This window comes from Lysobacter sp. A286, assembly GCF_054052105.1.
In genome coordinates, this window is record NZ_JBSVRJ010000001.1 from 991,828 (window position 1) to 1,009,481 (window position 17,654).

The 17,654-nt window shown below is 62.9% G+C and carries 14 protein-coding genes; 8 read left to right on the forward strand and 6 right to left on the reverse strand.

Annotation, left to right across the window (positions count from 1 at the left end):
• Nucleotides 1-28 precede the first annotated feature (28 nt).
• The 3 genes from mutL to ACW7G0_RS04720 are packed head-to-tail and all read left to right on the forward strand — an operon-like array spanning nucleotide 29 to nucleotide 3,918.
• Nucleotides 29-1,903, forward strand: coding sequence for a DNA mismatch repair endonuclease MutL (gene mutL, locus ACW7G0_RS04710; protein WP_456987957.1), 1,875 nt, complete (start codon nucleotides 29-31; stop codon nucleotides 1,901-1,903).
• Between the two features lies 1 nt (nucleotide 1,904).
• Complete coding sequence (locus tag ACW7G0_RS04715) at nucleotides 1,905-2,864, forward strand: DUF1684 domain-containing protein (RefSeq protein WP_456987959.1); 960 nt, start codon at nucleotides 1,905-1,907, stop codon at nucleotides 2,862-2,864.
• A 31-nt stretch (nucleotides 2,865-2,895) separates the two neighbouring features.
• Nucleotides 2,896-3,918: a TraB/GumN family protein gene (locus tag ACW7G0_RS04720; RefSeq protein WP_456987960.1), complete on the forward strand. Its 1,023-nt coding sequence runs from the start codon at nucleotides 2,896-2,898 to the stop codon at nucleotides 3,916-3,918.
• Here ACW7G0_RS04720 and rnfB read toward each other — a convergent pair.
• From rnfB to ACW7G0_RS04735, 3 genes are all read right to left on the reverse strand, one after another.
• Nucleotides 3,872-4,303 (reverse strand): Rnf electron transport complex subunit RnfB, encoded by a 432-nt coding sequence (gene rnfB, locus ACW7G0_RS04725; protein ID WP_456987961.1) that lies wholly within the window; start codon nucleotides 4,301-4,303, stop codon nucleotides 3,872-3,874. The two genes, ACW7G0_RS04720 and rnfB, sit on opposite strands and share 47 nt — an antisense overlap.
• Nucleotides 4,304-4,322: 19 nt before the next feature.
• Complete coding sequence (gene metG, locus ACW7G0_RS04730; RefSeq protein WP_456987962.1) at nucleotides 4,323-6,425, reverse strand: methionine--tRNA ligase; 2,103 nt, start codon at nucleotides 6,423-6,425, stop codon at nucleotides 4,323-4,325.
• 174 nt (nucleotides 6,426-6,599) lie between these two features.
• The gene (locus ACW7G0_RS04735; protein WP_456987963.1) at nucleotides 6,600-7,031 is read right to left on the reverse strand and encodes a DUF2147 domain-containing protein; all 432 of its coding nucleotides are present in this window, start codon (nucleotides 7,029-7,031) and stop codon (nucleotides 6,600-6,602) included.
• 89 nt (nucleotides 7,032-7,120) lie between these two features.
• On the opposite strand from ACW7G0_RS04735, the gene ACW7G0_RS04740 reads away from it, so the two are divergent.
• A complete protein-coding gene (locus tag ACW7G0_RS04740) occupies nucleotides 7,121-9,304 on the forward strand; it encodes an alpha/beta hydrolase family protein (protein ID WP_456987965.1) in 2,184 nt (727 codons plus the stop codon).
• Between the two features lie 188 nt (nucleotides 9,305-9,492).
• Here ACW7G0_RS04740 and ACW7G0_RS04745 read toward each other — a convergent pair whose 3' ends face one another.
• Nucleotides 9,493-12,315, reverse strand: a complete 2,823-nt coding sequence (locus ACW7G0_RS04745; RefSeq protein ID WP_456987967.1) for a TonB-dependent receptor plug domain-containing protein — start codon at nucleotides 12,313-12,315, stop codon at nucleotides 9,493-9,495.
• A 275-nt stretch (nucleotides 12,316-12,590) separates the two neighbouring features.
• Here ACW7G0_RS04745 and apbC point away from each other — a divergent pair, with 275 nt between their 5' ends.
• Nucleotides 12,591-13,655, forward strand: a complete 1,065-nt coding sequence (apbC, locus tag ACW7G0_RS04750) for an iron-sulfur cluster carrier protein ApbC (RefSeq protein WP_456987968.1) — start codon at nucleotides 12,591-12,593, stop codon at nucleotides 13,653-13,655.
• A 73-nt stretch (nucleotides 13,656-13,728) separates the two neighbouring features.
• Nucleotides 13,729-14,301: a dCTP deaminase gene (gene dcd / locus ACW7G0_RS04755; RefSeq protein WP_456987969.1), complete on the forward strand. Its 573-nt coding sequence runs from the start codon at nucleotides 13,729-13,731 to the stop codon at nucleotides 14,299-14,301.
• 14 nt (nucleotides 14,302-14,315) lie between these two features.
• On the opposite strand, the gene ACW7G0_RS04760 is transcribed toward dcd, so the two are convergent.
• Both ACW7G0_RS04760 and ACW7G0_RS04765 read right to left on the reverse strand, forming a co-directional pair.
• The gene (locus tag ACW7G0_RS04760) at nucleotides 14,316-14,741 is read right to left on the reverse strand and encodes an HIT family protein (protein WP_456987971.1); all 426 of its coding nucleotides are present in this window, start codon (nucleotides 14,739-14,741) and stop codon (nucleotides 14,316-14,318) included.
• Nucleotides 14,738-15,400 (reverse strand): dienelactone hydrolase family protein, encoded by a 663-nt coding sequence (locus ACW7G0_RS04765; RefSeq protein ID WP_456987972.1) that lies wholly within the window; start codon nucleotides 15,398-15,400, stop codon nucleotides 14,738-14,740. Before ACW7G0_RS04765 ends, ACW7G0_RS04760 begins: the two co-directional genes overlap by 4 nt.
• A gap of 96 nt (nucleotides 15,401-15,496) precedes the next feature.
• Between ACW7G0_RS04765 and rimO the strand changes: the two genes are divergently transcribed.
• Nucleotides 15,497-16,843, forward strand: a complete 1,347-nt coding sequence (gene rimO / locus ACW7G0_RS04770) for a 30S ribosomal protein S12 methylthiotransferase RimO (RefSeq protein ID WP_456987974.1) — start codon at nucleotides 15,497-15,499, stop codon at nucleotides 16,841-16,843.
• A gap of 111 nt (nucleotides 16,844-16,954) precedes the next feature.
• Nucleotides 16,955-17,632, forward strand: coding sequence for a hypothetical protein (locus ACW7G0_RS04775; protein ID WP_456987976.1), 678 nt, complete (start codon nucleotides 16,955-16,957; stop codon nucleotides 17,630-17,632).
• Nucleotides 17,633-17,654: the final 22 nt, after the last annotated feature.

Sequence of the window (17,654 nt, forward strand, 5' to 3'; positions counted from 1 at the left end):
CCAGCCCACTCACGGACCTCCCGCCACAGTGCCGATCCAGCCGCTTCCTGACACACTGATCAACCAGATTGCTGCGGGCGAGGTCGTCGAGCGTCCTGCATCGGTGGTGAAAGAGCTGGTCGAGAACGCTCTTGACGCCGGTGCCCAGCGGATCGACATCGACCTTGAGGAAGGCGGCGCCCGGCTGATCCGGGTCCGGGACGACGGTGCAGGCATCCCCGCCGCAGAGCTGGCGCTGGCCATCTCGCGCCATGCCACCAGCAAGATCGCCTCCCTTGATGACCTGGAGCGCGTGCTCACCTTGGGCTTCCGCGGCGAGGCGTTGCCATCGATTGCATCGGTCAGCCGATTCATCCTGGTCTCCCGGACTGCATGGGCCGAACACGGCTCGATGCTGGAAGTCGACGGTGGCCGGGTTGGAGAAGTCGGCCCGAAACCGCACCCGCAAGGCAGCACCGTCGAGGTCCGCGACTTGTTCTTCAACGTGCCGGCGCGGCGCAAGTTCCTGCGTGCCGAACGTACCGAGCTGTCCCATATCGAGGAGTGGCTGCGGCAACTGGCGTTGGCCCGCCCCGATGTCGAGTTGCGTGTGTCGCACAACGGCAAGCCGTCACGGCGCTGGAAAGGCGATGTGGACATGCTCGACAAGGCCGGGCTGTCGGACGCACGGTTGCACGAGACCCTGGGCGAGGAATTTGCCAACAACGTCCTGCCCCTGGACCATCAAGGGGCAGGTTTGCGCCTGCATGGCTGGATTGCGCAGCCGTCCTACAACCGGGCCAGTACCGACCAGCAGTACCTGTACTGCAACGGTCGTGCGATCCGTGACCGCAGCATTGCCCATGCGGTCAAGCAGGGTTACGCCGATGTGCTGTTCCATGGGCGCCAACCTGCCTATGTATTGTTCCTGGAGCTCGACCCGGTCCGGGTCGACGTCAACGTGCACCCGGCCAAGCATGAGGTGCGTTTTCGCGATTCGAGACTGATCCACGATTTTGTCTACAGGACCGTGCAGACCGCCCTCGCCGGGACGCGTGCCGGCCTGGCGGGCTCGGCCATGACCGGAGCATCAGCGGAGGGCGATGGCGGCGCGGCGGCCGGTGCCCAGCAGGACCAGGGGTTTGCGCAGCGCTGGCACCCGCCGCAGGCACCGCTGGGGCTGCAGGTGGCCGAAGCGCGTGCCGGTTTCGCGGCACTTTATGGAAGCAGCGAAGCGAGCGCAGCATCGGCGTTCCCTGTTGCCCAGTCCCCGGGATCGACCTTCCCGGCCGGCGGCTCCCTGCCTGCCAGCAGCGAGCCGACGCTGCCACCGCTGGGCCATGCGATCGCCCAGTTGCACGGGATCTACATCCTTGCCCAATCGCGTGACGGCTTGATCGTGGTCGACATGCACGCCGCCCACGAGCGCATCGGGTACGAGCGGCTCAAGCGTGCGCACGATGGTGAGGGCCTGCGCAGCCAGCCGCTGCTGGTGCCCGCGACGCTGGCGGTATCGGAGCCCGAAGCCGATGTCGCCGAGAGCGAAGCGGCGACGCTGGACGCGCTCGGGTTTGAAGTGACCCGTGCCGGTCCGCAGTCGCTGACCTTGCGATCGGTGCCGGCGCTGCTGGCCCACGGGGATGTCGAGGCGTTGTTGCGCGATGTCATCGGCGACCTGCGCGAGCATGGTGGTGCTTCGCCACTGGGCGGGATACGGGTCGCCGCGGCGCGCGACGAATTGCTGTCGACCATGGCCTGCCACGGTGCCGTGCGCGCCAACCGGCGCCTGACCCTGCCGGAGATGGACGCGTTGCTGCGCGAGATGGAAGTCACCGAACGATCCGGCCAGTGCAACCATGGCCGGCCCACCTGGGCGGCGTTCAACCTGTCCCAGATCGATCACTGGTTCCTGCGCGGACGCTGATATGACAAAACTCCACCAACTGCTCGTGCTGCTGTGCCTGGCCACTCTCGGCGTGGCCCTGGGTGGCTGCGAGCGCAATAATCTGTCTTCCACCAATGATGAGGTTTCGATGTCCGCCGAAGAGTTTGCCTTCAAGCAAAGCCAGCAAGCCTGGCGTGAGCAGCGTCGTGTCGGGCTGGTTGCGGCTGACGGCTGGACCAGCCTGGTGGGCCTGCACTGGATCGAGCCGGGCGCGCACTATCTGGGCAGCGATGCGGACAACGGCATGCGCCTGGCGATGGGTCCGGAGCACATGGGCATGATCGAGTTGCGTGGCGACCAGGTCCGCCTGGTGCCCGAGGCCGGCGTGGCGTTGACGGTGGACGGTGAGCCGTTGACCGGTGAGGCCTGGCTGCGCGCGGACGATGATCCTGCCGGCCCGACCACGCTGGGGTTCGACGGTGGTGATGGGCGCGCGGTGGTAATCAAGCGCAATGATCGGCTTGCGCTGCGCGTCCGTCATGCCCAGGCGCCCACAAGGACCGGGTTTGCCGGATTGGAGTATTGGCCGGCAGACCCCGAATGGGTGGTGCCGGCGCGATTCGTTCCGCACCCGGCAGGACAGACGATGGAGATTGCCAACATCATCGGTGCATTCGATGAGGTGGCCAATCCGGGACTGGTCGAGTTCGAGCGTGATGGGGTGAGCTACCAGTTGGAAGCGATCGACGAAGGCGGTGACACATTGTTCCTTGTCTTCGCCGACCGCACCAACGGGCACGGCAGCTACGGTGCCGGTCGCTTTGTGTATGTCCCCAAGCCCGACGCTGACGGCCGACTGGTCGTTGACTTCAACCAGGCCTACAACCCGCCCTGCGCTTTCACCGCATTTGCCACCTGCCCGTTGCCGCCGCTGGAAAACCGGTTGGACCTGGCGGTGACCGCCGGCGAAAAATCCTATGTCGTCGGGGACGCTCCCTGAAACCCAGCCGCGCCACAAGCCGAGTAGCGACATGCAACCAGTGAAGATCGTGCTGGCCGGGCTGCTGGCCGTGTGCGCCACGGTGTCGGCGGGAGCCGTCGGTACCGTGGAGGCGCTGCAGGACACCTTGCCGCCGCCCGGGGTGGAGATTGCCGAGCTGCCGCCGTACAGCCCGCCCGTGCCGCTGCTGTGGAAAGTCTCCGATGCCGACAACGCGATCTACCTGCTGGGATCGTTCCACTTGCTGAAGCAGGATGACTACCCGCTATCGGGCGATATTGATGCCGCGTATGAGCTGGCGGACCGGATCGTATTCGAGGTTGCGCCTGCCGAGCTTGATGACCCGACGACGGGGCAAAAATTCCTTGAGGCCGCCGGCTATGAGGACGGACGGGTGCTCGCCGACGTGCTGCCGCCGCGACTGCGCGAGAAGCTGCACCGACTGTTGGCCCGGCAGGGCAGCGGGCTCGAACAGGTGAACCAGTACAACCCCTGGTTCGTGAATTTGTCGCTGATGCTGGGCTTGTCACGATCGTTGGGCTTCAGCGCCGAGCTGGGGCTGGATCGTCATTTGATGGAGCGCGCGGCCAGCTCCGGCAAACCGACCTCCGGGCTTGAGTCGATTGATGACCAATTGCAGGCGCTGGACGCCGCGCCGATGCACGAGCAGGTGATCGGGCTGAAGGATTTTATCGACCGCCCGCAGGAGATGCCCGCGATGCTGGCCGATCTGCACCAGGTCTGGCGCGACGGTGACATTGAAGCGCTGGATGCCCTGACCCGGCAGGAAATGCTGGAAAAGACCCCGCAGACCTACCGGGCCATCAACCAGGAGCGGAACCTGTCGTGGCTGCCCCAGCTACGACAGATGCTCGATGAGAATCATCATGATGATGTCATGGTGGTGGTCGGTGCCTTGCACCTGCTCGGGGATGACGGTGTCGTGGAGCTGCTGCGCGATCACGGTTACCAGGTCGAGCGTATCTGCTCGGCTTGTGAAGCCGCGCTCAGCGACTCGATTCCGCCGCCAGAGGGGCCACAAACTCCATCGTGATGCAATCCACCGGGCAGGCAGGCACGCACAATTCGCAACCGGTGCATAGCGGCTCGATCACCGTGTGCATGTACTTGGCGCCGCCCACGATCGCATCGACCGGGCAGGCCTGGATGCATTTGGTGCAACCGATGCAGTCGTCCTCGATGACCAGCGCGACCTGGGCCGGTTTGTGCTCGCCGCGATGGCGGTCGAAGGCTTTGGGCTCGACGCCGAGCGCCCGGGCCAGCGCCAGTGCGCCGGCATCGCCGCCGGGAGGGCAGCGGTCGATATCCGCATCGCCTGCCGCCATCGCCTCGGCGTACGGCCGGCAGCCCGGATAACCGCATTGGCCGCACTGGGTTTGCGGCAACAGGCGGTCGAGTCGCTCGGTCAGGTCGGCCATGGCGTTGCCTGGAACGTTATCAACGCACCGGCATGCCAGCCTGCGCGCTGCTGTCGGCATCCAGCAAGGCCAGCGCGTCGGCGTCGAAACCGGCGGAGAGGATCATGCCCTCGCTCATCCCGAACCGCATCTTGCGCGGCGTGAGGTTGGCGATGAACACCACGTTGCGGCCGACCAGTTTGCCTGGCTCCGGGTACGACGCGCGGATACCGGAAAAGATCTGCCGGGTGCCCAGATCGCCGCCGTCGAGCTCGAAGCGCAGCAGCTTGTTCGAGCCTTCGACCAATTCGCAGACCAGCACCCTGCCGATGCGCAGGTCGAGCTTGGCGAAGTCGTCGATGCCGATGGTGACGGCCTGCGTGGCGGCCTGCGATGCATCGGGCGTTGCCGGCTTCGCAGTAGCGGCCGGAGCGGGCTGGGCGATGGATGTCGGCGTGACGTTCGCCGGGGTTTGCGGGGCATCGGGTGCTTTCATGGAATCCTTGCTGGCTTCGGTCATGGCATCGATCAGCTTCGGGTCAATCCGGGTAAACAACGGTGAATAGGCGTGGATGCGGTGGCCAACAAGTGGCGCGTCCAGCGTGCGCCAATCGGCTACCGGCGCATCGAGGAACGCTTCGGCTTGCGTCGTGACCCGGGGTAGCACCGGCTTGAGCGCGGTGTTGAGCACGCGGAACAGATTCAGGCCCTGGCTGCACACCGCCTGCAGTTGCGCATCCGCGCCTTCCTGCTTGGCGATCACCCACGGTTTGTGCTCGTCGATATAGCGGTTGGCCTCGTCGGCCAGGGCCATCGTCATCCGCAGCGCGGTGGCAGCTTCGTTGCGGTGGTAGGCGGCTGCGATCGGCGCCAGTTGTTCGACGAATCGCGCGTACATCGCCGGGTCGGGCAAGGCATCGGCGAGCTGACCGTCGAAGCGCTTGCTGATGAATCCCGCGCAGCGGCTGGCGAGGTTGACGAACTTGCCGACCAGGTCGGCGTTTACCCGCTGGGTAAAGTCGGCCAGGTTGAGATCCAGGTCGTCCACACCGCCGGAAGTCTTGGTGGCGAAGTAGTAGCGCAGCGCTTCCGGCTCCAGGCCGACATCGAGATAGGTGCGCGCCATCACGAAGGTGCCGCGTGACTTGGACATCTTGGCGCCGTCCACGGTCAGGTAGCCGTTGACGTGCAGCCGGGTCGGCGCGCGGAACCCCGCGCCATGCAGAACAGCCGGCCAGAACAGGCCGTGGAAGTTGACGATGTCCTTGCCGATGAAGTGGTGCAGTTCCGATTGGCTGTCGCGGGCAAGATAGCTGAAGAAATCCAGCCCCTCGCGCTCGCACAGCGCCTGGAAGCTGGCCAGGTAGCCAATCGGCGCGTCGATCCAGACATACAGGTACTTGCCCGGATGGCCGGGGATCTGGAAGCCGAAGTAGGGCGCATCGCGGGAGATGTCCCAGGCGCGCAGGCCGCCCTCGGCGTCCAGCCATTCCTGCAGCTTGGCCTTCACACCCGGATTGGCGACGTCGCCTGACAGCCAGTCGCGCAGGAAGGCATCAAAATCGCCCACCTCGAAGAAGAAGTGCTCCGACTCGCGCAGCTCCGGTTCCGCGCCGCTGACCACCGAGCGCGGTTCCTTCAGCTCGGTCGGTGAGTACGTTGCCCCGCAGTGCTCGCAGTTGTCGCCGTACTGGTCCGGCGTACCGCATTTCGGGCAGATGCCCTTGACGAAGCGGTCGGGCAGGAACATGCCCTTGGCTGGGTCGTACAGCTGGGCGACCGAACGCCGCTTGATGTGGCCGTTGTTGTCGAGCTTGGTGTAGATCGCCTCGGTCAAGGCGCGGTTGCGCGGCGAGTTGGTCGAGTCGTAATGATCAAAGGCCACTCCGAAATCCGCGAAGTCGCGCTCATGGCTGGCCTGGATGCCGGCGATGTAGGCCTCAGGCGTCATTCCCGCCTTTTCCGCCGCCAGCATGATCGGGGTGCCGTGGGTGTCGTCGGCACAGACGAAGTGGGCGGTGTTTCCGGACAGGCGCTGCGCGCGGGTGAAGATGTCGCCCTGGATGTAACCGACCAGGTGGCCCAGATGCAGCGGGCCATTGGCATAGGGCAGGGCGCAGGTGACGAGGAGCTCGCGGGACATGGGCGGGATCGGCGGTGACAGAACCTTCATTGTCGCATGCGCCAGCAGCTGCCCCACCCGTCAGGCAACGGCCGGTTCGTGTCCGCCAGTCCGGCACCCGCGCCAACGAAGACGGCCCGCAAGAGCGGGCCGTCGAGGGGTGCAAACCTTGCGCGTAAACGCTTGCGATCGGCGTTATCTGCGGATCCAGGTCTGCGTGCGGCCGAGCAACGAGAAGCCCATGAAGCCGCGGACCTCCAACTTGGCGCCGTCATCGACCGGCTGCAATTTCAATGAGTAGACCTTGCCCTTGGCCGGGTCGAGGATCTTGCCGCCCTTCCAGACGGCGCCGTCCTGCTTGGCATCCCACAGGATCACCATTCCCTCGATGGGCTGGTTCTTGCGTTCGCCGTCGCACTCGCTGCAAACCGGGTTGTCGCCCTGTGCGGACTGCATCACTTCGAGCACCCGGCCGGAGAGCGTGCCGTTGTCGGCCTGGTAGATTTCCACCGTCGACTTGGCCTTGCCGGTGTCATCGTCGATGGTCGTCCAGGTGCCAATCGGGGTTTGCTGGGCGAGTGCAGACATCGGCAGTACCAGCAGCAACGCGAGCAACTTCATACGCATATTGTTTCCTCCGGAAGCAGGGGACAGTGCGGATCTTTATACCGCATCCGGCCGATAATCCGCGATAACCCGCCGCTGCGGTTCATCAAGTGTCGCGATTGAAGGCGGCGGAAAGCGGCACCGCCAGCAGGGGCAGCGCGAAGACCCAGCAACGCAAGCCGTTTCCGGAGCTCCTGAGGGTATGTGTAAGCCAGCCGGCGGCGCCGAGCTGCTGCATCGGGGTGAACATGTGTGGGCCCCTCGGTGTTGGGATAAAATCCCAGTGGGGATTTGTTTTTTGCGAGCACTATCAAAGGGGAGTGTGCGGCATGAAAAGGCTTTGCGCGATGATCATGGGGTTGGGACTGCTTTCCACCATCCAAGCAGCAAGTGCTGCGGCTTCGATCGAGGATTTCGTACGTCATCCGACTTACAGTGGCGTGAAGATATCACCAGGCGGGGAGTACCTGGCGATGACGGTGGACCGCGGTGAGCAGGATGTGCTCACTGTGCTCAGGACCAAAGACCTGTCGCTGGTCAAGGTCAATCAGTTGCCCGATTCCAAGAGCGTCGGCAGCTTCTACTGGACCAGTTCCGATCGGTTGATGTTCAACTCGATCCGCAAATTTGGAAGTTATGCACAACCGTTCTCGACGGGTGAGTGGTATGCGGTCAATGCGGACGGCAGCCACCCAAAGCCGCTGGTTTTCTCCGGTACCCGCAATGTCACCGAAAGGGGAAAGCAGACCGGCAACAAGCGTTTCAGCCTGCTGGATACGCTGGAAAATGACGGTGTCAATGTATTGATGGAAGCCAACTACGCGCGATCATCGGAAGGTATGGGGACCGAAGTGGTGCTGTTCGACACCATTTCCGGGCGCCACAAGGTCCTGGCGCGCGCGCCACGCGAGAATTGCTCGATTGCGCTGGATGCCGACAAGGAAGCGCGATTTGCGATTTGTCACGATTCGCAGAACGAGCAGGGTGAATACGACTCCCATAGCGAACTGTATCGTCGTGGCGAAGATGGCCGCTGGACATTGGTCAACAGCTCCAAGTCATCCGGCAAGACGCTGTTCGTGATGGGCACTTCCCGCGATGGTCGCGTGTACGCATCCCAGCGCGATGGCTTGGGAACGTCAGCGTTCGGAATTATCAATCAGGAAACCGGTGAATTCGAGCAGTTGTTCCATGACCCGGTATCGGACCCTTCGAGCCTGATCATGGCTACCGATGGCGAAACCGTGATTGGCGTGGTTACCCAGGCAGGCGCTCCCAGGGTCCAGCTCATTGAGGAATCCCATTCGGATGCGCTGATCTACAGCTCGCTGGCGGCAGCATTCCCGGGGCAGTTCGTCAATTTCAGCAGCGCTACGCAGGACGGCAAGCAGATCGTCGTTTCGGTATCGAGCGACCGCAACCCCGGTGAGTTGTACCTCTACAACCGTGACAGTGGCCAGGCGCAATTTTTGATGCAGGGCCGCCAGTGGCTGGATGCGGAGCAGATGGGAAGCGTCAAGCCGTTTTCACTGACGACGCGCGATGGCTTGAAGATCCATGGATATCTGACCATTCCGCATGGTTCTGACGGCAAGAATCTGCCGATGATCGTCAATCCGCACGGTGGGCCGATGGGGCCCCGCGACAACTGGGGCTTCAATTCAGAGGCGCAGTTGCTCGCCAGCCGTGGCTACATGGTGATGCAGGTCAACTACCGCGGCTCGGGTGGCTTTGGCAAGGGATTCCAGGACAAGGCCTATGGGCAATGGGCCGAGGGAATCATGAATGACGTCATTGATGCGACCAAGTGGGTAATTGAGCAAGGTCATGCCGATGCCGAGCGGGTCTGCATCTATGGGGGCAGTTTTGGTGGTTATGCGTCATTGATGGCACCGGCGCGCGCGCCTGGAATGTTCAAGTGTGCATTCGGTTACGTGGGTCTCTATGACGCCCAGATCCAGATGACGAGAAGCGATACGAGCAAAAGTAACGACGGACAGCGCTACCTGTTGCGGGCGTTTGGCAGTAGCCGCGCCGAACAGGATGCAATGTCGCCGATCAATCATGTAGACCAGATCAAGCTTCCCGTATATCTGGCGGCCGGTGCCCGTGACCCGCGCTGCCCGCCCGAACATACCGAAGCCATGTATAAGGCTTTGGCTGCAGCGGGCAACGTACCCGAAGGAATGATCATCCAGTCGGGGGAGATGCACGGTTTTTACAAGGAAGAGAACAATCTCAAGCTCTATACCGAGATGCTCGATTTCTTTGATCGCCACATCGGGATGAAATAGATCGGCGCGATGTCTGTGTCGCCGAGGTAGGGCGAAAGCAGATCGTGATGGGGGCGACGTCTTTCCGCTCCCATCGTACGTCGCACCTTCCGGGCAGCCGAAATTACAGATTCCCGGTTTGAATATTGGACGCACCAAAAAAAGAAGCCCGGCTTGCGCCGGGCTTCGAAGGTACTTTTAGTGGTGTATCAGAACCGGTAGTCCGCTTGCACGAATACCTCGCGTCCGATCGGGCTCTGTCCTCCCCAAAAGTTGAAATATGGCCAGCTTGTGTGGGAGGAGTCCTTCAGATGGGTGTTGTTGAAAACGTTGTTGACCAACACCGTCACCTTAAGGTCATTGGTGATTTTTTTACCGACGTTGAAGTTCCAGGTGATGTACGGCGGGAGACGGCTGGTTTCACCCCAGTTGGGGATCGAGCCGTAACGCAGTCCGAACAGCGTTGTGGTCCAGTCATCCATCTGCCACGTGATCGCACCGCGAACCCGGCTACGGTGCTCGAAGTTCTGCATGTGGTCACGCAACTGGACCCTTGGGGTGTCCGAGCGCTCCTGACTTTCCGATCCCAGGATATGCGAGTAGGCAAGCTGGGTATTGAATGAGCCCAGGCGATCGGTTACCAGACGATAGCTCCAAGTGGCATCCAGGCCATCCACCTTGCGATAGGCTCGGTTGATGGGGCCACGGATAATTTCATCAACCCTACCGTCGAAGGCTGTGCCCGGCTCAACGTTGCGGGTGATGCGCGCCAGGATGTCCTGACAGAAGCTCGAGCCGAGCGGGTTGTCAGCCGGGCTGCCGTCGCGTTTCACGCCCAGGCGGCAGTCTGCTTCCTGCTGCATGATCCAGGAGTTGGTGATATCGCCCACCTGGTCTTCCAGTTCGATCGAGTAGTAGTCGACCGTGGTCGACATGCCTTCCATGATGTCCCAGACGAATCCGGCAGTCCACGAGTTGCCCGTCTCCTCTCGCAGTCCCCGGGTTCCCTCGCGGAGCCCGAAAGCGCTGTAGAGGGTGGGGTCTCCGGTCATGTTGCAATCCGATACCGTCCTGCCGGCCTCTCGGCACGCGTATTCATCGAATACGGTAGAAAAGCTGCCGCTTTGTTCGGCAAACACATAGTGCATGTCGGGTGCACGGAAGCTCGTGCCGTAGTTGCCGCGGATCAGCAGGCTGTCAAACGGGCGCCATTCCAGGCCCGCTTGCCAGGTGGAGGCACCGTCTACGGACGTAACGTCGTCGTACTTGTCGTAGCGACCGGCCATGGTTGCGCGGAGGCTGTCGAAGATGGGGATGCTCAACTCCGCGCCGACGGCATAACGATCACGCTCACCGCCGCCGCCGGTTCCCGTGAGGTTGAACGGCTTGTCGGGTGCGGTCGTAGGGTAGGAAGGCAGGATGCGCGGGTCGGCGTTGAGATCATATTCCTGTGACGCCCACTCCATCACGGCGGCAAAGCCAAGCGGGCCGGCAGGCAAGTCGAACAGATCACCGGAGACAACGAAGTTCGCGGTGGTTGCCTTGGAAGTCCCTTTGTTGACGACGCGAGTGGACATCGCGCGATATTGCTCGGGTGTCAGCGGGTTATGCCAAGCATCGAAGTCCAGATCAAAGACCGGGTATGCCCCGAAGAACGGATCGACCTCGCCGGGAACCCGGGTCAGGAATTTGTCGTGGGCAGCCTGGGCCAGCAGGCGAGGGCGGTCGTTCTCGTATTTGTACCGGGACTGGGCCACCGTGAGGTCCCAATCGAAATCCTCGAATATGGTGCCGCGGACTCCAGCGGCAAACTCGGTTGCCCGCTCCTTGTAAGTAGCGGCAACTTTATCCAGCCCGCCGTACTCCTCAGGCCGGAAGATACGCTGCAACTGGACGATGGTTCCAAGTGTGGGTTCGTAGAAGTACCCGCTGTGCGGGTCACTGGTATTTCCCCACCACTCGGTGCCGCCACTTGAGATGGCCTCGGAATCCCAGGCCATCGCGCTGGCCCACATCTGGGTGCTGTTGGTGATGTCGAAGGTGCCATATAGATAGCCGGCGCTATTGGACTGCTTGCGGCGGATTGTCTGCAGGGCGGCATCGTCATCCGGGCCGCAGATCAGGCCGCGAGTCTGCGATTCGAAGGTGCGATAGCCGAATTTTCCGCACGTCTCCGCGCCGGGATAATAGGCGGCATGTCCGACAGGGCCCACGCCTCCGACCGCGTCGATGGCAATAAGCGCAAGTGAAGGGCCGGGATTCGCGTTGGGGCCGTCGAAGACCGAGTCGATGAAGTCGCGTTGGGTTCCGAAGATCGGTTCGCGCTCCAGGTGCTCCAGAGCGTAGGTGACACTCCAGCGATCGCCGGATCGGCCACCAGTCCACTGCACGTGACCGGAGTCACCACCTCCCTCGGTGGTGGTGCCTCCGGTCAGGCGGACTTCGTCGCCCTGGAGGTTTGAACGCAAAACCACGTTAATCACGCCAGCTACGGCGTCAGACCCGTAGATGGCTGATGCACCACCGGCAAGGACTTCAATCCGCTCAATCATCGATGACGGAATGGCGGCGGCGTTTACGAAGTTGCTCTGGCTGTTGTAGGGCTGGGGGTACTCAGCCATGCGACGCCCATTGACCAGCAGGAGGGTGTAGCCGGGACCAATGCCGCGGAGGTTGATCACGCTGGCGTTGGGAGTGAAGCCGCTGGTAAACATCTCGCCCTGAACATCAGTGGAGTTCTGAGTCAGGGTCTGCAGTGCATCGAATACCGTTTGGTGCCCTTCGCGCTCCATGTCGGTTCGCGTAATCACGGTGACCGGTGCGGGACCCTCGATTTGAGTACGTTTGATCCGCGAACCGACCACGGTGACCGCATCAATATCGGTCGCCTTCTGCTGCGAGGTTGCCGGCTGCTGGTCTTCCTGGTCGGCGGTGTCCTGAGCGAATACCGTGCCTGTCATCGGTATCAAAAGCGCGGCAAACAGTGCGGCACTCAATCGGCTGCGTTGCAGCCCCAAGCTACTTTTCGACATTCTTCATCCCCTAAAAGTTAGTTTTTACTGGTGCTTCGGCCATCCCCAACCGTGCGGTCATCACAAAATTTGCCGCAAATTCGACATTAACATGACGTTAATACTTTAGCCACAATGTTGTGCGTACGTTCATCATCCCTTTGCCTGAACGCTGCGGATTGGCATTTAACGTGTGTGCGCACTGTCCTTTTGGTCCCTGATTGACCCACATCAGTCCGCATCTTGATGAGCCTGCGACAATGGCCTCCCAGACGCGGATTTGACGAGGATTTCCAGTGACTGATCTGTTGCAGAGCCGCATCGGCGGCTTGTTGTTGCCGGGCAGCGATACCACGCTGACAGCGCTTGGCGCGCGCGTACGGGTGGCGCAGGCCGATGGCAGCGTCGCGGTGGCGATTGACCTCGGGGTGCCGATCGCCTGGCTGCGTGATGAGCTGGAGGCGGCGGTCAAGGCAATGCTGCTCGAGCAGGACTTGTCCTTGACCCGCTTGGAGCTGACCCAGCGCATCAGCAGCCACGCCGTGCAGCCGAAGTTGTCGCCGTTGCAGAAGGTTCGCAACGTGATCGCGGTGGGTTCGGGCAAGGGCGGCGTGGGCAAGTCGACCACAGCGGTGAACCTGGCGCTGGCATTGGCGGCCGATGGCGCGAAGGTCGGGGTGCTGGATGCCGACGTCTACGGCCCCAGCGTGCCGATGATGCTGGGCATCAGTGGCCGCCCGGACAGCCCGGACGGCAAGTCGATCGAGCCAATGCGGGCCCATGGCGTGGAGGCAATGTCGATCGGTTTTCTGGTTGAGCAGGACACGCCAATGATCTGGCGCGGGCCGATGGCGACTTCGGCGTTGTCCCAGTTGCTCAACGAAACGCGCTGGAGCGACCTGGATTACCTGATCGTCGACTTGCCGCCGGGTACGGGCGATATCCAGCTGACCCTGGCGCAGAAGATCCCGGTCGCCGGTGCGGTCATCGTTACTACTCCGCAGGATGTGGCGACGCTGGATGCCAAGAAGGCACTGAAGATGTTCGAAAAGGTGGAGGTGCCGGTGCTGGGCCTGATCGAGAACATGGCCGTCCACGTGTGCAGCAATTGCGGTCATGCGGAACACGTGTTCGGTGAGGGCGGCGGTCAACGCATGGCCAGCCAGTACGACGTGCCGCTGTTGGGCAGCCTGCCGCTGGAGCGCTTGATACGTGAGCAGGGCGATGCCGGCGTGCCCGTCGTGCTCGCCCAGCCGGACTCGGCGGCGGCGAAAGCCTATCGCGATGCGGCCCGTCAGATCGCGATACGCCTGGCCATGCGGCCGCGGGTCACCCCGTCGATCTCGGCTTCGCTGTTGTAGGCATTACAATCGTCTGCATTCGCCTGCGGGGATTGCCGCGTGGGCTTGGCGCGACCGCACGGGGAAGTACTGCATGAGCATCAAATCCGATCGCTGGATCCGGCAAATGGCCGAGCAGCAGGCAATGATCGAGCCATATGAGTCCGGTCAAGTAAAGCAGCTCAACGGCGAGCGCATCGTCAGCTACGGCACGTCGAGTTACGGTTACGACGTGCGCTGCTCGCGCCAGTTCAAGGTTTTCACCAACATCAATTCCACGATCGTCGACCCGAAGAACTTCGACCCGCGCAGTTTCGTGGACATCGAGGCCGACGAGTGCATCATCCCGCCCAACTCGTTCGCGCTGGCCAGCACGGTCGAGTATTTCCGCATCCCGCGTGACACCCTGGTGGTGTGCCTGGGCAAGAGCACTTATGCGCGTTGCGGGATCATCGTCAACGTGACCCCGTTGGAACCGGAGTGGGAAGGCCACGTGACGTTGGAATTTTCCAACACCACTCCGTTGCCGGCGCGGATCTACGCTAACGAAGGCGTCGCGCAGATGCTGTTTTTCCAGGCTGACGCCGACGACGTCTGCGAGACGTCCTACAAGGATCGCGGTGGCAAGTACCAGGGCCAGCGTGGGGTCACGTTGCCGCGCACCTGATCAGCCAGTCGCGGTCAGTCCGGCAGGACGGCCTGCAATTGCCGGATTCGGGCAATCAGCTGTTCTGGCGAATACGGTCGGGCGGTAGCGCTGCCCCAGACCGGCCGAGGCCACGCGATGTCGCTTTCAAAACGTGCAATCACATGCACGTGCAATTGCGAGACCTGGTTGCCGAGGGCGGCGACGTTGAGCTTGTGGGGCCGGAAGGCCTGCTGCAGCGCCCGGCTGGTGAGGGCGATTTCGCGGGTCAGTTCCGCTTGCTGGTCGGGATCCAGGTCGATCCACTCCACCATGTGTTCGATCCGTGGCACCAGGATCAGCCAGGGGTGGTTGGCATCGTCCATCAGGCGCAATTCGCTCAGCTCCAACATCGCGACGGGATGGGTGTCATCGGCCAGCCGTGGGTCGAGCTGCCAGCCGTGGTCTTGTCGGTGGCTCATCGCAGGTTCTCCGCCAGAAATCCGGTGGTGCGTTGCCAGGCCAGGGTTGCGCTGGCAGGCTCGTGGTCATCGCGCAGCTCGCAGTTGAAGCCGTGTCCGGCCGGGTAGACGTGGACAGTTGCGCCGGGATGCTTGTCACGGTGCAGCTGCACGTCAGCGGCGGAGATGTTGCGGTCGCGCTGGCCGAAGTGGAATTGGATGGGCGCGCGTAGCGGCTCATCGAGGAACGGCACGTTGCGGGCCCCGTAGTAGCTGACCGCAGGCAGCCCGAGGCGGGTATTGGCGAGCAGGGCGACGGTGCCACCCCAGCAAAACCCTACCGCCGCGGTACGCAAGCCCTCGCTGTGCAACTGGTCGGCGGCGGTGCCGACTACGTCCACTGCCGTCTCCATGCCCACAGCGTTGGCCAATTTTCGGCCACGGGCGATACCCGCCGCGTCGTAATCGAGCTCCACCGCTTTCTCGATCGGATCGAACAACGCGGGGGCCATGGCGATGAAGCCGTCCTGCGCAAACTGCTCGGCAACATGGCGGATATGGCGGTTGACACCAAAGATCTCCTGAATCACCACCACCGCGCCGCGTGACGGTCCGGCCGGCTCGCAGCGCCGCGCACGTACGGGACCGTGGGGGGTTTCCAGATCAATCCAGCGGTTCATGTCAGCTCCGTTCAGCTTGGCTGGGTGGTCTTTCGGGTTGATTCTAACGCCAAGGTTATAATTCGCATCGGAAAACCTTCGCTACCTGGTCGCAACATGCCCCTGCAAGACACGCTGTCCAAAACCCCGAAAGTCGGCTTCATCAGCCTTGGTTGCCCCAAGGCACTGGTCGATTCCGAGCGCATCCTCACCCAGTTGCGGGTGGAGGGTTACGACCTGGTGCCCAGTTATGACGATGCCGACGTGGTGGTGGTCAACACCTGCGGCTTCATCGATTCGGCCGTAGCCGAGTCGCTGGACGCGATTGGCGAGGCGATGGCCGAGAACGGCAAGGTCATCGTGACCGGCTGCCTGGGCAAGCGCGCCGAGGTGATTCGCGAGGCGCACCCGGGCGTGCTATCGATCAGCGGCCCGCAGGATTACGACAGCGTGCTGACCGCCGTGCATGCCGCCGTGCCGCCGCGGCACGATCCGTTCATCAGCCTGGTGCCGGACACTGGCATCAAGCTGACCCCGAAGCATTACGCGTACCTGAAGATTTCCGAGGGCTGCAACCACCGTTGCAGCTTCTGCATCATCCCCTCGATGCGCGGCAACCTGGTGTCGCGGCCGATCGACCAGGTGCTGCGCGAGGCCGAGAAGCTCGCGATGGGCGGGGTCAGGGAGCTGCTGGTGATCTCGCAGGACACCTCGGCCTATGGCGTGGACGTGCGCTATGCCGAGCACGAGTGGCGCGGCAAGAGCTACCAGACCCGGATGAAGGCGCTGTGCGAAGGGCTGGGCGAGCTGGGCCTGTGGACGCGACTGCACTACGTCTATCCGTACCCGCACGTGGACGACATCATTCCGCTGATGGCGGATGGCAAGATCCTGCCCTACCTGGATATCCCGTTCCAGCACGCCAGCCCGCGCGTGCTGAAGCTGATGAAGCGTCCGGGAGCGATCGACAAGACACTGGCGCGCATCCAGAACTGGCGCAAGGTTTGCCCCGAGCTGACGATCCGGTCGACGTTCATCGTCGGCTTCCCGGGCGAGACCGAGGCGGAGTTCGAGGAGTTGCTGGACTTCCTCGACGAGGCGCAGCTTGATCGGGTTGGTGCATTTGCCTATTCGCCGGTCACCGGGGCCAAGGCGAACGAGTTGCCGGACCCGGTCGACGAGGACGTGAAGCAGGAGCGGCTGGCGCGTTTCATGCAGCGCCAGGCCGGGATCTCCGCCGAGAAGCTTGAGGCCAAGGTCGGCAGCGTGCAGCGTTGCATCGTTGATGCCGTCGATGGCGAACTGGCCATTGCCCGCTCGATGGCCGATGCGCCGGAAATCGACGGCGTGGTGCAAATCCAGAACGGCTACTTCGCCGGCCTGAAGCCGGGTGATTTTGCCGACGTGGAGATCATGGGCAGCGACGAGCACGACTTGTTCGGCGAGGTTTCCTTCGGGGATTGAACTACCGGTGGCCTGACACGGGCGCACACCGCGTATCTGCTTATGTAGGGTCGACAATGCACGCACCGGGCCACGGCCTGGCGCGTGCCGACCGCATGCCGTGGAGGCAGCATGAAGTGGTTGCTGGTGCCCTGTGTGGCCTGCTGTGCCGGTCTGCTGTTGCCGGCGCTGGCGTACGGCTCGGCGGCCATCGGCGATGAGGACATTCGGGTTTACCTGGGCGCGTTGGAGCTGGGGGCGCGGCTGGACGTGGACCTCACTGGCGATGGGCGGGCGGAGCTGGTCTATGTCGCCACCGACAGCGACGAGCGGGTGCTGGGCGTCATCGAAGGTCGCGGGGATCCCGCACGCCTGGGTGCGCACTTGCTGGGTGAGACCCCGCTGGCGGCCACGCCACAATCCTCTGTGTCGCTCAGTGTCGATAACGGGCAGCTGCTGGTGGAGCAGTTCGCCGGTGAGGGCACCGTCCGCGTGAGCAGCTACCGCTATCGCTATGATGCCGCCGTGCAAAAGCTGCGGCTGGTCGAGTTGTCCGTCGAGCAGTACGACGATGCGGCCGGGCAGGGAACCCTGCGTATCAGCTGGGACCTGGATCGCGGCGAGCAGATAGTGGTGCGCAGTGAACCGGCGACGCTCGATAACGGCCAGCAGGTCTACGTCTACGGCCCCGAATTGCGCTCTGTCCGGCTGGCTGCGCCGATATATCTGTCCGGCACGCCGGACCCGCTGGCGTTGTTCGAGCTTGAGGGCCGGCGGGAAATGCTGGTGTCGAGCGACCGGAAGCACTGACGTGTGACATGGCGCAATGGTG

Coding starts and splice junctions, on each gene's coding strand:
- ACW7G0_RS04715 (WP_456987959.1), top strand. CDS start 1,905: ATGACAAAACTCCACCAACTGCTCGTGCTGCTGTGCCTGGCCACTCTC.
- ACW7G0_RS04720 (WP_456987960.1), top strand. CDS start 2,896: ATGCAACCAGTGAAGATCGTGCTGGCCGGGCTGCTGGCCGTGTGCGCC.
- rnfB (WP_456987961.1), bottom strand. CDS start 4,303: ATGGCCGACCTGACCGAGCGACTCGACCGCCTGTTGCCGCAAACCCAG.
- metG (WP_456987962.1), bottom strand. CDS start 6,425: ATGTCCCGCGAGCTCCTCGTCACCTGCGCCCTGCCCTATGCCAATGGC.
- ACW7G0_RS04735 (WP_456987963.1), bottom strand. CDS start 7,031: ATGCGTATGAAGTTGCTCGCGTTGCTGCTGGTACTGCCGATGTCTGCA.
- ACW7G0_RS04745 (WP_456987967.1), bottom strand. CDS start 12,315: ATGTCGAAAAGTAGCTTGGGGCTGCAACGCAGCCGATTGAGTGCCGCA.
- dcd (WP_456987969.1), top strand. CDS start 13,729: ATGAGCATCAAATCCGATCGCTGGATCCGGCAAATGGCCGAGCAGCAG.
- ACW7G0_RS04760 (WP_456987971.1), bottom strand. CDS start 14,741: ATGAGCCACCGACAAGACCACGGCTGGCAGCTCGACCCACGGCTGGCC.
- ACW7G0_RS04765 (WP_456987972.1), bottom strand. CDS start 15,400: ATGAACCGCTGGATTGATCTGGAAACCCCCCACGGTCCCGTACGTGCG.
- rimO (WP_456987974.1), top strand. CDS start 15,497: ATGCCCCTGCAAGACACGCTGTCCAAAACCCCGAAAGTCGGCTTCATC.
- ACW7G0_RS04775 (WP_456987976.1), top strand. CDS start 16,955: ATGAAGTGGTTGCTGGTGCCCTGTGTGGCCTGCTGTGCCGGTCTGCTG.